The sequence below is a fragment of the uncultured Albimonas sp. genome (assembly GCF_963977235.1).
Lineage (GTDB): Bacteria > Pseudomonadota > Alphaproteobacteria > Rhodobacterales > Rhodobacteraceae > Albimonas.
Window position 1 is genome coordinate 12,369 of the sequence record NZ_CAXBOD010000014.1, and the last position, 13,999, is coordinate 26,367.

The following is a 13,999-nucleotide window of genomic DNA, read 5'->3' on the forward strand; positions in this document are numbered from 1 at the left end:
CGTCCCGGACCGGGCTCACAGCGGGCGCTGCGCCAGCCCCTTGCCCACGATCCGGCCGGTGGGAAGGCCGGTGGGCGAGCCGCCCGGCGGCTCGACCGTGATCTCGTAGAGCTGCCCGGTGGAGGGGCGCGGCAGGTCGGGCCCCTCGACATGGGCGCGCATCGCCCGGCCCAGCACGCCCAGCGAGACGGGCGGGCCGTCGGGGTCGGGCTTGGTCCAGATCTGCAGGACCTGGGCGCCCTCGGGCGAGAAATCCTCGAGCGGCGTGACCCGCAGGCTGTCGTCGACAAAGGCCTCGATCAGCGCGACCGAGCCGCCGTCGTCGTCGAGCAGGATCGCCATCACCGCGGGCTGCGGCGCGAACACCTGGAAGAACAGCGCCGCAGCCAGCGCCACGCAGGCGGCCAGCGCGCCGCCCGCGGCGCGTTGCCAGCCGCGCACGGAACGCTCGCCCCGGGTCGGGCGCGCAGCGGTCCGGGCGCCGGCGCGCAGCGGCGGGGCGGAGGCGGGGCGCGGCGCGGCGGACGTCTCTGCGGACGTCTCGGGGGTCGCCTCGGGGGTCGTCTCGGCGGACCCCTCCGCGGCGCCGGCGGCCAGGGCCGCCTGCAGGCTCTCCCAGGCGCCCGCCGACATCGGCTCGGGCGCGGCGGTCAGGTCCACCGCGTGCCAATCGGCCGCAAGATCGCGCACCGCGAGCGCCAGCGCCCGGTCGTCGTCGCCCTGGGGCGCGGCGATGCGGGCCTCGACCTGCGCGCGGGGCTCGGGGTCGAGCCGGCCCATCACGTAGTCCTCGGCGAGATCGCGCAGCGCGGTCATCCCAGACACTCCCGCAGCGAGAGCAGCGCGCGGCGCATCCAGCTTTTCACCGTGCCCAGCGGACGGCCCAGGCGACCGGCGATCTCCTCCTGCGTCAGGCCGACCACGTAGGACAGCAGCAGCGAGCGGCGGGGCGCGGCCTCGATCGCGGCGAGGCAGCCCGCCAGACGGCCCTCGCGGTCCAGCCCGTCCCAGGCATGGTCGACGGCGGCCTCGCGCAGGCGGTCCAGTTCCTCGGGGGGCAGCGCATCCTCCTGCGGGCGCGAGCGCAGCAGGTCGATGGCGCGGAAGCGGACGATGGTGAACATCCACGCGCGCGGAGAGCCGAGCGCGCGGTCATACCGGCGCGCATTGCGCCAGATCTGCAGGAACGCCTCCTGCACCGCCTCCTCGGCCATGTCGCTCCTGTGGAGCACCCGCATCGCGATTCCCTTCATCCGCGCGGCCTCGGCGTCGAACAGCGCCTTGAACGCGGACTCGTCGCCAGCGGCGCAGCGGTCAAGCAGCGCCTCGAGATCGATGTCCTCTCGGACCATTTCAGCACCCGCCTCCCCTGCCGGTCGTTCCCCCGGACCGTGTCCTGGAGACTTCCTAGCAAGTGCGGTCGTCTGGGGATACGCGCAACGCGGCCTCCCTGGATGCAGCGCCGCGAAATCGATGCGCGCGCGTCACGCCCCGGCCCCCCGGCAAGACCGTTGACGCGGCCCCGCGGGGATGATCGCCTGCCGTGTCAAATCGCGGCCCGCCCAAGAGGCCACGAGACTGGGAGGAATTCATGGGTCCTGGCCCCGAGCCCGTCCGCGGACAGGCGTCCTGCGCGCCCCGCGCCGTCCTCACGCTCGCGCCGGAAGCGGCGCGATGAGCGATGCGCGCCCCGCCGATCCGCTTTCGGACCTGCACGCGCTGCTGGTCCGGGACGGGGAGATCATCCTCGACAAGCTCGACGAGGCCGCGGCCGCCCATCCCGACAAGGTCTTCCTGCACTATGGCGAGGACGGCACGCAGGTCACCTGGGAGCAGGCGCGCCGAAAGTCCGAGCGCATGGCTGCCGGGCTCGCCCATGCCGGCGTGCGGCCGGGCGACCGGGTGGCGGTGCTGACGCGCAACTCGCTGGTCACGGCGCTGGCGATGTTCGCGATCTGGCGGGCGGGGGCGATCTTCGCGCCGGTCAACTTCAACCTCACCGGGGCGCTGCTGTCCTACCAGCTCTCGGACGCCGACCCGCGCCTGCTGATCACCGACCCCGCGTTCCTCGCGCCGCTGGAGGCGATCGCGCGCGACTGGGCCCCCGAGCGCATCGTCCTGCACCTGCCCGCCCCCGGCGGCCATGGCGAGATCGAGGATCAGGCGGCCACCGTCGCGCGCCTCGCGCCCTCGGCCATCCCGCTGGCGGACCTGGAGCGGGACGAGCCCTGCCCGCAGGTCGCGCGTCGCGCCTCCGATCCCTGCTCGATCATCTACACTTCGGGCACCACGGGACCGGCCAAGGGGGTGCTGCAGAGCTATCGCTGGATCAACCAGTACACGCAGATGTTCCGGATGTTCGACGCGCCCGACGACGTGATCTATTGCGACCTGCCGATGTACCACGTGGGCGGGGCCTATTTCATGCTCGGCCGGGCGGTGTGGACCGGCTGCACGGTCGGCCTGTGGGACCGCTTCAGCCCCAACCGCTACTGGGAGCGGGTGCACGAGGTCGGGGCCACCGCGGGCATCCTGCTCGACGTCATGGTCCCCTACCTGATGGCCCGGCCGCCCAGCGACTCCGACCGCGCCAACCCCCTGCGCCGCATCCATATCCAGCCCTACAACGCCCAGCATCACGCGTTCGCCGAGCGCTTCGGCGTCGACTGGATGACGGTCGGCTTCGGCCAGACCGAGGCGGGGCACGTCTTCTCCTCGGTCATCGACGAGTTTCCCGAAGGCGAGGCCAAGGCCCCCGAGTGGCGCCGCGGCCTGTCCAAGGCCGACTTCCGGGCGATCGCCCGCGCCCATGATCGTCTGATCTACGACGGGCGCGAGGATCTGCCCAAGGGGATCATGGGCAGCCCGTCGCCCCTCTACGAGGCCGCGGTGCTGGACGAGGACGACCGCCCCGTGGCCCCGGGCGAGGTCGGCCAGCTGTGCCTGCGGCCGCGCGTCCCCGGCATTCTGCCCGAGGGCTATCTCAACAAGCCCGAGGCGACGCTGAAGGCGCTGAAGAACTGCTGGTTCCACACCGGCGACGCGGTGCGCCTCGTGGCTGCGGACCGCGAGGACTACGTCTTCATCGACCGCATGGGCGGCTTCTTCCGGGTGCACGGGGAGAACGTCTCGTCCTTCGAGGTCGAGACCTCGATGGCCCGTCACCCCGGCGTGCGCGCCTGCGCCGCGGTCCCCGTGCCGGCCCGCGAGGGCGAGGAGGACGACATCGCCGTCTTCGTCGAGCCCCACGAGGGCGCGACGCTCGACGAGGCCGCGCTCCGCGCCCACGCCGCCGAGGTGATGCCCAAGTACATGCGCCCCCGCCACATCCGCATCCTGGAGGCGCTGCCCACGACCCCCACCAGCAAGGTCGAGAAATACAAGCTCAAGACCGCGCTGCTGGCCGAGCTGGCCGGAGGCTGACCCCAGCCCCGCGGCCCGCAGCGCAAGCCGCGTCGCGGGGTCTGCGCGGGGCCCGCGCCAAGGTCGCAGGCGATGACGTCGCTGGCCCTATCCGCCTGGCGAAACCGGGCCGGAGGGCGCGTCGGGGCGCCGCCGGCAGGCCGCGCGGCGCCCGCATGCGCAAGGCCGGGGTGACTCGCCCTGGTCCGGGGCCGACGCAGGACGCTGCGGGTGCTCGCCAAGGCGTCGCGCCTGCGCGCCTCCGCATCGGAGGCCGCAAGCGGCGAATATCGCTTGATAATCTGGAGGTGGTACGCCCTACGGGATGGCGCGCTGTAATTTGAAATTTGTTTTATTTCAATTAGATACAAAGCTTGATTGCACCTTCTGTATCACAGCTTGTATCACAGTCAGTAGCGCACACGCTCGTCTGGCATACGGCTCAGGGTTCACGCTGGAGAGCGTGCGAATCGCGCTCAAACCAACGCTGGCGACATGAGGCCATGAGGCGGTCCCGGTCGTGTATCGGGTGCTTCGGGACGGTGGAGACGACAGACATGGCGGTTGGGCTGCTCCGCTAAATACCTGCATGACAAATGGACACTCATCGCCCCGTCTCTGGCCCGCCTATCTGGCACTCGCCGCACAGACCGCGACCGTCGGAATCGTCGGGTTCGCCCTGCTCCACCCCGACGCCCTGCTGTCCGGACTCGATGCGGGCTTCGCCTATCAGAGGTGCAAGGCGGAGATCGAGAAACGGCTCGGTGCCGGCGATCTCGCCAGCTTCGATGCCTCGCATTTTCGGTACGACCCCCAAGGGCTCACCGAGGTTCGCCTGCTGATCGAGATCGAGCATCCAGATGGGAGCGGCTCGGTGTTCTACTCGGGGTGCTCGTTCCGGTAGCCTGCATTGGCCTTTCAGACTTCGATCACGGTAATTGCTGCGACCGCAGCCTGCACCTCGGCATAAAGCTCCACCAATGAAGCGCTGGCGAGCAGAATGCCCTATCGGTCACCGGGCCGAGGGAGCCAATGATCGCCAGCCCTTCGAACCACCGACATGAGCCCGCCATGACCTCTGAGACCTTGAGCCGAGAACGCCTCTATGCGCTCGTCTGGGAAACGCCGATGTCGAAACTCGCGCCAACCTTCGGGCTCTCCGACAATGGGCTCGCGAAAATCTGCCGGGCCAACGACATTCCCTACCCGCCCCGCGGATACTGGGCGAAGAAGGAGGCGGGCCAGCGCGTCGCCCAGACGCCTCTGCGAAAAACCAAGGGGAAGGTCTACCGGGACATCGTTCTGCGCGCCTCGCCGCCGAGGGTGCCGCCGACGCCGCAGGAGTTGGAAGTTCAAGCCGCCGCCTCCGCGGTCGAGGTGGTCATCCCGCTGGACCTTCAGAGTCTCCATCCCGCAATCGCCCGCTGGGTGCGGAATCACGAGAAGGCGAAGGCCGACTATGAGCGGGAGGCCAGGCGACGCCGTCGCGACGACTGGTTCGGGCGCACCCCGGTGATCGAGTTGACGGAGCGGGACCGATATCGGTTCCGAGTGACGAGCGCGCTGCTGAGGGGCGTCGAGAAGCTCGGCGGCAAGGTGCAATCAGCAAGCGTGGTTGGACTGATCGAATTCAACATCAGCGGCGAGAAGGTCGAGTTCGCCATCGCCGAGAAGATGAGTCAGCGGATCAAGCGTCCCACCACCGAGGAACAGGCATGGTCCGCGTTCTCAAGCCATCACCAAGCCCACCTTCATCCGACCGGGCTCCTCCGCTTCTCGATGAAGACCTACATGGGCGGAGGCAAACGCGGCGAGTGGCTGGAAACCTCGAAACGCCAAGCGGATGACCTGTTGCCGGAGGTGATCGCCTCGATCACCGCGGCCGGGCCGAAGCTGATCGAGGAGCGTAAGGCCCGAGAGGAGCAGCATCGACGATGGGAGAAGGAGCGGGCCGAGCAGGCCGAGAGGGCACGCCTGGCGAAGCTCGATGCCGAGCGTTGGACCCGGTTCCGTAGTCTAGCCGCGGATTGGGAAGAGGCCCGGAGATTGGCGGCATTCATCGCAGCGCTCCGCGAGCGGGATGGGGACCTTGATCAGGAGGTCGACGGGCGTAGTCTTAGGGACTGGCTGGCCTGGGCCGACGAGAAACTGGAGGCTTTGGACCCGCTGCGCCGCGACGAGGGTCACCCTTTCAGGATGCCGAAGCCGACCTACGGCTGGGGCTGAGCGGGAGCGAAATCTCCTCAGAACCAGGGCTCCTCCAAGGGCTCCCCATACTCCTCCTCGTTCAGCGCCTGAACGTTCCACGTCTCTCGGAACAAGACGTATTCCGCCCTGAGATCGTCGTAGAACTTCTGCAGTTCCTCTCGCAGGGGCGTGAACCGGAAGCATGTGCCGCTGCCGTAGTATGCGCCTGCGCCGGAGAAGTTGTAGACGTCCACGAACAGGATCATCTCGATCAGATCATCGGGGAGCGGCCCTGTCTCCAACCGCTTGCGGTCCCGCGCTTCTCGTTCCGCGATGATGTGCGGCGCTTCATAGACCACCCTCGATTTCGGCGGGAGGAACGGGAAACCGCGGTCCGGGTAGAGCGCCAGCGTGATGTCGGGATCGGTCGCCGTCCAGTAGTCGGGCTGGTTGGCCTCCAGCACCCGCCTCAAAAGAGGCAGCACCTCGCACTCCCGATACTCGCACGCGTTGATCGCCCCGACGCCGCGCTTGGCCCAATGGGTGTTGTGCCGCTTCAGGATCGCATCGTTCAGGATCGGCTCGCCCCGCCACCTCGGCCAGATGTCGTAGTAGACCCACCCATGCTCGAATTCTCGGTGCCTGATTTCTAGAGAAAAATCGCCTTCGTGAAGGGTCGCCATTTTGGAATTCCCATGTGTGGGTGCCGCGAGGCCGGATGCGGCCAGCGAATGAAGACCCCTCTCATGTTAACGAAACCAAGATTTTCGAACATGTTTGGGCTGACATGTTAACCGGCATGCCGGTTCGACACATGACATCAGCGATGGCCTGCCGTCAGCCCTCGAAGTCGTTGCTCGATCTGAACCAGGGGGAGAAAAACCGCTGGATCGTCCCGCCATGTCGTCAGGGCGGCGATCAGGAGTTCGGGCTCGCAGAAGCCTCCCGCATGCAGTTGGTCGACCACCCACAGCACCCCGTGAACTCGAACGTCCCGGCTTGCGGCCACCTTCCGGAGGGTGCCGTCGCCGGTCAGAAGAACACCATCGGCATGGTGGGCGGTGGCGACCAGGGCGAAGCAGTCGTTCGCGGACAGGCGGCCATGCTGGCGTTTCACCGCGAACGCCTCGGCGACCTCCTCGGGAGGGAGATCGTAGGTGGACATGCCGCCGTCTTCGAGCATCCGCCACTCCTGGTCGGTGAAGTCCAGAAGCTCCTCCTCGCGGATCGGCAACGGCACCACGAAGCTGCAGGGGAGTCGCAGCAGCACGTGCAGCAACCGCCCCTTCCGGAGGTCAATCAGGCAGGAAGCGTCGTTGACCACCACGCAGGTCACGGCTCGCGCGGCCCCCTGATGTCCTCCTCGACTCGGTTCAGCGGACGACCCAGCATCTGGGCGGCCCGGACCGGCGAGATCACCTGCTCGCCCAGCGCCCGCCAGACCAGCCGCTCGAACCGCTGGGGTATTTCGAATGCCCCGAACCCTTCGCCGGGACCAATGGGCTCGGGCTCGGTTCGACGCCAGTCGCGCGCATAAGTCTTGAACGCATACTCGACCGAGGTCTTTGACAGGATTCCGACCTGCCCCAGCCGCACCAGCATGGCGGCGGCCGAGACCCCGTAGGTGCGCTTCAGGCGCATGACCTCGATCCACGGCACGCTTCGCGGATGCGACCCGGCTTCCTCAAGCAGATGCTCGGTCGGCACCAGGAAAGCCCCGGCGAACCGGTTCATCGCGGGCTCCTTCTTCAGCGAGGGATTCCCGGTGTCGCAAATGATCCGATGGGCAAGCTCGTGGGCCAGGTTGAAGCGCTTCCGTTCCACGTTGGTGTCGCGGGACACCACGATGACCTCGGTGGGCGGTCGCTCGTTGCGTTCGACATGGCAGGCGAGGCCATTGATCCGCTCGGGCAATGGCACCTCGATCACCTTCAGCCCTTTGTCCTCCAGCAACGCGGTCATGCTGGGGATCGGGTCGATGCCAAGCTTCCAGACCTTTCGGAGATTCCGGGCCTGAGCGTCGATTTCCACCTCATCAGCCAATTGGTCGATCCGAAGCGCCTCGAACGGATCAGGCGGCGGCTGAAGCTCCAGGATATCCTCGACGGCGAGATAGGCTTCCAGCTTCTCGATCACCATGGCCTCGGCCATGGCTCGATCCTGCGCCGATGCGGTCGAGTTCTTGCGCCATTCGACGCTCTCCAGCGCCTCAACCTGGCCGCCCATGAGGAAGTCCAGCGACACGCCCAGCGCCTTGCCCAGTCCGACCAGCACCGCCGAGGACGGCATCATCCGGTCAGCTTCATACTTGCTGATCGCCTGCGCGGTCACCGGCGGGGACATCCGCTGAGAAAGCGCCTGCATGGAGAGACCGGCCCGCTTCCGGGCCAGCCTCAGCCTCTGTCCGAACATGGTGGCCTCCCGGTATGTGCGCACGGTTGATGAACGCCGACACTTGATGTATCCATCAACATCAGATTGTTCCCGAGGTCAAGGAATCAAGGCAGGAGCAACCCGATGGGAAAGAACCAGCATGTCGTGCCTCACGAGAAGGGATGGGCGGTGAAAGGCGAGGGAAACGCCCGCGCCTCATCGATCCACGCCACCCAGGTCGAGGCCATTTCGGCTGCACGGGAGACCGCGATCCGGGAACGCAGCGAGATGCTGATCCATGGAGAGAACGGCCGCATTCGCGAGCGGAACACCTATGGGATGGACCCGTTTCCGCCGAAGGGATAGCCGACCAGCCCAAACCAAACGAGTTACAGCATTATTCAGCCTGAAGTTCGGAGCTAAAAATGTATAATTACACCGTCACGATTATCTGCCTCGCAAGCTCACGCAAAACCAGCGGCCGCTGTGTGGCCGGACGCACCATCAACGATTACGGACTTGGTGAGTGGATTCGGCCAGTTAGCGCGAGAGCCACTGGAGAGGTTTCTCTAGATGAGCGACGGTTTCAAAATGGATCGGAACCAAGCCTTCTAGACATAGTAAAAATCCCTATGCAGGAACCGAGACCGCACGCCTACCAGCGCGAAAACCATCTCATTGATGACGGCTATTATTGGACGCTCGAACGCCGCGGCTCGCGCGACGACGCTCTTGCCGCGATAGACGGCCAACACTTGCCGCTTTGGAGCAATGGGTCTTCTAGTTACAGCGGCCAAAATGACCGAGTTAGTGAAGACTGCGCAGATGTGAACGCTGGCTCCCTACGTCTAATCGCAGTCAATGATCTTCAGATAACAACTAGGGTCGAGGGTGCCGAATTCGGCAACGGCAAGCGTCGAGTTCGAGGCAGGTTCAGTCACAATGGCACGCCGCACTTGCTTTCGATCACTGACCCCATCATTGAAGCGCAATACCTCGCCCTTCCCGACGGACAGTTTAACATCGGCCATGCTATGCTATGCGTGAGTCTGGGAGACGCCTATCAGGGGTTCGCCTACAAGCTGATCGCCTCAGTAATCCCATGAAACACCAAGCAGCGTCCGATCAACATGCATGATTTATTGAGCATTGGCCACTCAACACTCGAATACTCCACCTTCGCCAGGCGCTTAAAATCCGAGGGAGTCACGGCAATTGCCGATGTTCGCTCAACGCCATACTCGCGACACCAACCGCATTTTTCCCAAAGCAACCTGTCCAACGCACTTTCCGGCGATGGAATTGCATACGTGTTCCTTGGGACTGAGCTTGGCGGTCGCCCCGCCGCACGCCAGCTATATACTGATGGAATCGCGGACTATGAAAAGATGGCTCAGACTGAGACCTTTCTTTCTGGAATCTCTAGACTATTGCGAGGCGCAGAACGATTTCGAATTGCGATGATGTGTTCAGAAGGCCACCCGCTCGACTGCCATCGCTGCCTGTTAGTTGGGCGGCACCTCAAGAGACTGCGCATTGATACGAGACACCTGCTACCAAGTGGCAACTCCATCAGACAGAGCGACGTAGAGTCCAAGCTTCTCGCGATTTCAGGGCTATCAGAAGTCGACATGTTTTCAAGCGAGAATGAAAGGATCAAGATAGCGTATCGGAAGCAATCGCGCAAAGCCGCGTTTTCAGAAAATTGAGCGGGTCACAAGAGATCAAGGGAAACATCCGAATGTCGCAAATGCCGCCACAAGTCGCAACAATTGGATTCACAAAATCCACGGCACAACATTTTTTTGAACGCCTTAAGAAGGCCGGGATCAAAACACTAATCGATGTTCGACTCAATAACACCTCCCAGCTATCTGGCTTCGCCAAGGCTGCCGATCTCTCCTATTTTCTCAAGGAGATCGGGGAAATTGGGTATGTTCATAAGCCAATACTAGCGCCCACTGATGACATACTGAAAGCATTTAAGCGCGACAAAGGTGACTGGCGAGTCTACGAGCGGAAATTTATTGCGCTGATGGAGTCTCGCGGGATCGAAACAAAGTTTCAACCCGATATGCTAGATGGGGCATGCTTGCTCTGCTCAGAGGCGACGCCTCATCATTGCCATCGGCGACTTGTGGTCGAATACCTAAACCAAAAGTGGGGGAACTCTTTACTCGTGAAGCACCTGTAGCAATATCAGCCCACAAACACGAGTCACTGTTGGGTTCCCACCCCAGGCTACTTAAGTGGACTCGATGTGAATGCGCACCAAGTTTCCCACATGGTAATTCGACAACAACTCGTCGAGCACCGGCGATGGCGGCCTGCCTGAAAGCAAGGGGTCGCCGATCCAGCCCGACGCCAGGTCGATGCGGAAATTCCCCAAGGTGAGGCCAAACGCTGGCCGCGGCGGGTGGCGGAGACCGGCGAACCAGTGAGCGCTCCAGACGATCACCTGGTGCCGTCGTTCGAGTGCCTTCTCACCCCAGTCGAAGTCCTCCTCGGCCGCGACCATCACCAGCTTGGTCGCCGGGGACGCCACGCTGAGCTTCCGGCAAGTGTCGTGCAGTTCCACCCAGAGCGGTTCGGGCATGGGTCCGAAACTCGGGATTTCCCGAATGATCATGGGCACCCCGAAACCCCCGACCCCATCCTCGGTGTCCAGCCAGACCTGGAGGAGCAGATCAACCGGTGGACCTCCACCCATCCCGGATCGACCAACGTAGAAGTTCTCGGCCCTGATCCGGTGGGCCTTGATGAAGGGCAGAAACGGCTCCATCCGATCCACCCGGGGCGGCGACATCAGCCGGAGTCCGTTCACGCCGCCCGAGGCGATCCCGGCCCATGCGTCAGCTAGATCGTTGACCTCTCCGGCACGGTTCCGTTCGACCACCCACTGGAACGCGGTTCGGAGACCGTCACCGAGACGGTTCAGGGTGAGGTCGGTCTGGGATTTCCGCATCGGAATGCTGCAGCCTGATCGAGTAGGTTCAACCAGATGAAGCCGGCCCATCTGGTCGCGCCAGTCCATGGCCGCGACCAGGGCGAGAATAGGTCCGGGGTGGGCGCTGGGTTACGACCGGCTCGGGTTGGCTGCAGTCCACCTATGACCCGATCCAATCCTATCGGACGCAAAGTCATAGGCCCCGAGCCGGTGCATAAATCAATGTGGAGCGGATCGGGGCTCGATCAAGTCAAAGTCGCTCAGAAATGGTCGTTTTCGATAATCAAATCGGGTCCCGACCGACACACCAAATCACTGATCAGAACCAGTCTCAATATCCTCTCTTAAAACCCAACGCTGATCCCGGTAAGTTCAGATGAGTTTCAAGAATCGAGAGGACCAAAATGCTGATTGGTTATGCCCGTGTGTCGACTAGGGACCAGTCTCTCGATGGCCAACTTGACGCCCTCCACCGGGCGGGATGCGAGAGAATCTTCTCGGAGGTGGCATCGGGTGCCCGCGATGATCGTCCGGTTCTTCTGGAAGCTCTGGCCTATGCCCGCCCTGGGGATGTGCTGGTCTCGCTCAAGCTGGACCGGGTGGCGCGATCCCTGCAGCACCTGACCGGGCTGGTCGCCGATCTTAACCACAGACGAGTTGGGCTGAAGAGCCTGACCGAAGAGATCGACACCAGCACCCCGGGCGGGAAACTGGTGTTCCATATCTTCGGGGCCATCGCAGAGTTCGAACGGGACCTGATCCGGGAGCGAACTCGGGTCGGTCTGGACGCTGCGAGGAAACGAGGACGGGTAGGGGGTCGGCCCGTGAAGATGACCGGCGAGAAGATCGCCGCGGCACGGAGCCTGCTGGAGGATGGGCGTCCGGCCACCGAGGTCGCGACCGTCTTGGGGGTTTCCGTGGCCACCCTCTACCGTCACTGTCCCGCCCGCCGGGATGTGGCCCCGGCGGGGTGATGACCATCCGTCGGCTAGCCTGCGATCCGGTAGCCCACCGCCGGCCCAACACAGACACGTTCCGAAATTGGCATGTCTGAAGATGCTGGCGTTAGGGCACGCGCCCGGCGTCGAGGCTTCTTCCCGGACACCCCGTCATCTCGGTGCACCTCGATCTTACAGTAACCGTGCATCTCCTCAAGATGCCCATCCTCTAGAAACATCAATGTTTCCTGCTGGTTATACCATCGTTGGGCATGCCCGGACTCGTAGGAGAACATCAATTTATCGAATCCGGCATTGTGCAGGAAGATCGCCAACTGACGAACTGCATGGTCTGGATCAATCCCTTCGGGTATCGAATCTTTGGCAACCCCAGCGGCGATGAGGGGCTTGGCTAGATGCTCATCGAGCAGACGGTTTAGGCGCTTGGGTGTCGCCTTGGAAAACGTATCAAATGCCTTGTTGGTCTTCAGGATATACCGGACCATGTTGGTGAGGTTGTCGCCAACGCTGAGTTTTTTGTCGAATGGTTTGAACTTGACCCGCCTCATAGTCTTCGATGGGTAACTGGTGCGAACGAGCTTTCGGAACAGGTCGACGTCAACAGCCCGAACGACGAAGTGCCCGCTGAGCACCCATCCGCCAGCTTCATCGACGGTCCAGCCGAGGTCTTTGACAGCGTGTCGGAGGTCGCTTCTTTCGGCGAAGTCCTTGCCGGTTCGGAGGTCTGGTTCGAACGCACCGAACATGACGACACCGCGCTTCTTGCGGCCCATGCCCTTTCCAATGTCCACCATCTGCTTTCGGGCTTGTTCGATTTTCTCGGTGAGGGTTTCTAGGTCCGGAGCAAAGTCCATAACCACTGTTAAGAACATGAGTTGATTAAAGACCTCACCGAAGAAGTAGCGCAGCGCACCGGAAAAGATATCCCATCCGTAGGCGAAGCGTGCAACCGGGCAGAGAAAGCTCTGGTAACCCGATGGCCCCGGTCTCCTATTGAATATCTCGTTTAGTTCTTGAGCCCCGTGATGACCCGGTTCACGCTGGAGCGCAGTGAGAATGCGTTCGAATGTTTCCAATTCACTCTTGAGATACACATGCTGAAGAATGCCCTCGTGGTCAGACCCGATGAGCCGGGCGTATTTCTCCGAAAATGGACTCTTTGAGTCAAATGCTCGGTCAATCCGTCCGTTAGTTGCCCGTTTTCGACATTGCCCAATGGCTAGCTGCCGGCGAGAAAATATAACCTGATCGGTTGCATGGTTGGTCATCGGAAACCTCATACCTTAGAAGTCGCATTGAGGCTCGGGTATGTAGGTCTCTGGTTAGCATGTTTCACCCCTTGATCTTGATGGCTCGATTGAGATTTCAGGGTATATTTTATATACCATCGCGATTAGCGGGTATATATTTGGTATTATTTCAGTTTCCTTAGGGAGGGCACCGCTGCACCGATCACCACTGCACATGCACCTGCATGGTCTCGCCGGTGTCATCGATCTCACAGGTCATGGTCCGGGTATTCCGACCGCCGAACCCGTTCCGGGCGCTGACCTCGAACGCGTAGGCCCAGCGGTTAGGATCGGTGCGGTGCTCCCTGGTGATGGGAGGCCACGAGAATTCTCCCGAACTGGGTTCTCTCAGACCGGCACGGACCTGCGTCTGGCAGGATTCATACCCAGGATATACCACGAAGTTAATCAGCCCGGTGACGATCCCACCGAACAGCAGCCAGACCAGAACCAGCAGCGATCCTCCGGTCATCAACAGCACGATGATTGCGAAACAGCCCTGCACGCAGCCGGCGGGTTTCTCGTCTTCCGATGCGTCCGTCACGCCTTCCCCCCTCGATCACGCTCGCCTGGCGCGGGCCCGATCCCGACAAGGTCGCCCGCGGTGACCTGTCTGTCGGTGGCTTCGATGATCGCCGCCATCAACGCCCGTCGCGGCACCACCTGACCGTTCACGACGCGGGAAATGGTGGCCGGCGTGGTGCCGACTTCCTCGGCGAACCGCACCGCCGTCATCCCATTCGTTCGCAACCAATCGCCAAGCTTCATGAGTTGCGAATTGCGGTTTTCGTAACGATTCGTCAAGCCGATGCAGGGCAATGTCCGGTGCCGGAGGGGCTGGC

At 63.1% G+C, this 13,999-nt stretch carries 16 protein-coding genes; 7 read left to right on the forward strand and 9 right to left on the reverse strand.

Annotated features, from left to right (window positions below; genetic code table 11):
• Positions 1-15 precede the first annotated feature (15 nt).
• Entirely contained in the window at positions 16-816 is an 801-nt protein-coding gene (locus AAC134_RS09370; protein WP_339948822.1) for an anti-sigma factor, read from the reverse strand.
• Positions 813-1,352, reverse strand: coding sequence for a sigma-70 family RNA polymerase sigma factor (locus tag AAC134_RS09375; protein WP_339948823.1), 540 nt, complete (start codon positions 1,350-1,352; stop codon positions 813-815). The genes AAC134_RS09370 and AAC134_RS09375 overlap by 4 nt, the downstream gene beginning before the upstream one ends.
• A gap of 322 nt (positions 1,353-1,674) precedes the next feature.
• Between AAC134_RS09375 and AAC134_RS09380 the strand changes: the two genes are divergently transcribed.
• From AAC134_RS09380 to AAC134_RS09390, 3 genes are all read left to right on the forward strand, one after another.
• Positions 1,675-3,423: an AMP-binding protein gene (locus AAC134_RS09380; RefSeq protein ID WP_339948824.1), complete on the forward strand. Its 1,749-nt coding sequence runs from the start codon at positions 1,675-1,677 to the stop codon at positions 3,421-3,423.
• A gap of 568 nt (positions 3,424-3,991) precedes the next feature.
• Positions 3,992-4,306: a hypothetical protein gene (locus AAC134_RS09385; RefSeq protein ID WP_339948825.1), complete on the forward strand. Its 315-nt coding sequence runs from the start codon at positions 3,992-3,994 to the stop codon at positions 4,304-4,306.
• A 167-nt stretch (positions 4,307-4,473) separates the two neighbouring features.
• Entirely contained in the window at positions 4,474-5,628 is a 1,155-nt protein-coding gene (locus tag AAC134_RS09390; protein ID WP_339948826.1) for a hypothetical protein, read from the forward strand.
• Between the two features lie 17 nt (positions 5,629-5,645).
• On the opposite strand, the gene AAC134_RS09395 is transcribed toward AAC134_RS09390, so the two are convergent.
• From AAC134_RS09395 to AAC134_RS09405, 3 genes are all read right to left on the reverse strand, one after another.
• A complete protein-coding gene (locus AAC134_RS09395) occupies positions 5,646-6,272 on the reverse strand; it encodes a hypothetical protein (protein ID WP_339948827.1) in 627 nt (208 codons plus the stop codon).
• Between the two features lie 137 nt (positions 6,273-6,409).
• Positions 6,410-6,925 (reverse strand): type II toxin-antitoxin system VapC family toxin, encoded by a 516-nt coding sequence (locus AAC134_RS09400; RefSeq protein ID WP_339948828.1) that lies wholly within the window; start codon positions 6,923-6,925, stop codon positions 6,410-6,412.
• Complete coding sequence (locus AAC134_RS09405; RefSeq protein WP_339948829.1) at positions 6,922-8,001, reverse strand: XRE family transcriptional regulator; 1,080 nt, start codon at positions 7,999-8,001, stop codon at positions 6,922-6,924. Before AAC134_RS09405 ends, AAC134_RS09400 begins: the two co-directional genes overlap by 4 nt.
• Positions 8,002-8,106: 105 nt before the next feature.
• Between AAC134_RS09405 and AAC134_RS09410 the strand changes: the two genes are divergently transcribed.
• From AAC134_RS09410 to AAC134_RS09420, 3 genes are all read left to right on the forward strand, one after another.
• Complete coding sequence (locus AAC134_RS09410; protein WP_339948830.1) at positions 8,107-8,328, forward strand: DUF2188 domain-containing protein; 222 nt, start codon at positions 8,107-8,109, stop codon at positions 8,326-8,328.
• 59 nt (positions 8,329-8,387) lie between these two features.
• Entirely contained in the window at positions 8,388-9,068 is a 681-nt protein-coding gene (locus AAC134_RS09415) for a hypothetical protein (protein WP_339948831.1), read from the forward strand.
• A 635-nt stretch (positions 9,069-9,703) separates the two neighbouring features.
• Complete coding sequence (locus AAC134_RS09420) at positions 9,704-10,156, forward strand: DUF488 domain-containing protein (RefSeq protein WP_339948832.1); 453 nt, start codon at positions 9,704-9,706, stop codon at positions 10,154-10,156.
• Positions 10,157-10,207: 51 nt separating this feature from the next.
• Here AAC134_RS09420 and AAC134_RS09425 read toward each other — a convergent pair whose 3' ends face one another.
• A complete protein-coding gene (locus AAC134_RS09425) occupies positions 10,208-10,996 on the reverse strand; it encodes a hypothetical protein (protein ID WP_339948833.1) in 789 nt (262 codons plus the stop codon).
• A 317-nt stretch (positions 10,997-11,313) separates the two neighbouring features.
• Here AAC134_RS09425 and AAC134_RS09430 point away from each other — a divergent pair, with 317 nt between their 5' ends.
• Positions 11,314-11,883 (forward strand): recombinase family protein, encoded by a 570-nt coding sequence (locus AAC134_RS09430; protein ID WP_339948834.1) that lies wholly within the window; start codon positions 11,314-11,316, stop codon positions 11,881-11,883.
• A gap of 14 nt (positions 11,884-11,897) precedes the next feature.
• On the opposite strand, the gene AAC134_RS09435 is transcribed toward AAC134_RS09430, so the two are convergent.
• The 3 genes from AAC134_RS09435 to AAC134_RS09445 form a co-directional block, all read right to left on the reverse strand.
• Positions 11,898-13,136: a hypothetical protein gene (locus AAC134_RS09435; RefSeq protein ID WP_339948835.1), complete on the reverse strand. Its 1,239-nt coding sequence runs from the start codon at positions 13,134-13,136 to the stop codon at positions 11,898-11,900.
• A gap of 184 nt (positions 13,137-13,320) precedes the next feature.
• Complete coding sequence (locus tag AAC134_RS09440; RefSeq protein WP_339948836.1) at positions 13,321-13,701, reverse strand: hypothetical protein; 381 nt, start codon at positions 13,699-13,701, stop codon at positions 13,321-13,323.
• Positions 13,698-13,925, reverse strand: a complete 228-nt coding sequence (locus AAC134_RS09445) for a helix-turn-helix transcriptional regulator (protein ID WP_339948837.1) — start codon at positions 13,923-13,925, stop codon at positions 13,698-13,700. Before AAC134_RS09445 ends, AAC134_RS09440 begins: the two co-directional genes overlap by 4 nt.
• Positions 13,926-13,999 lie beyond the last annotated feature (74 nt).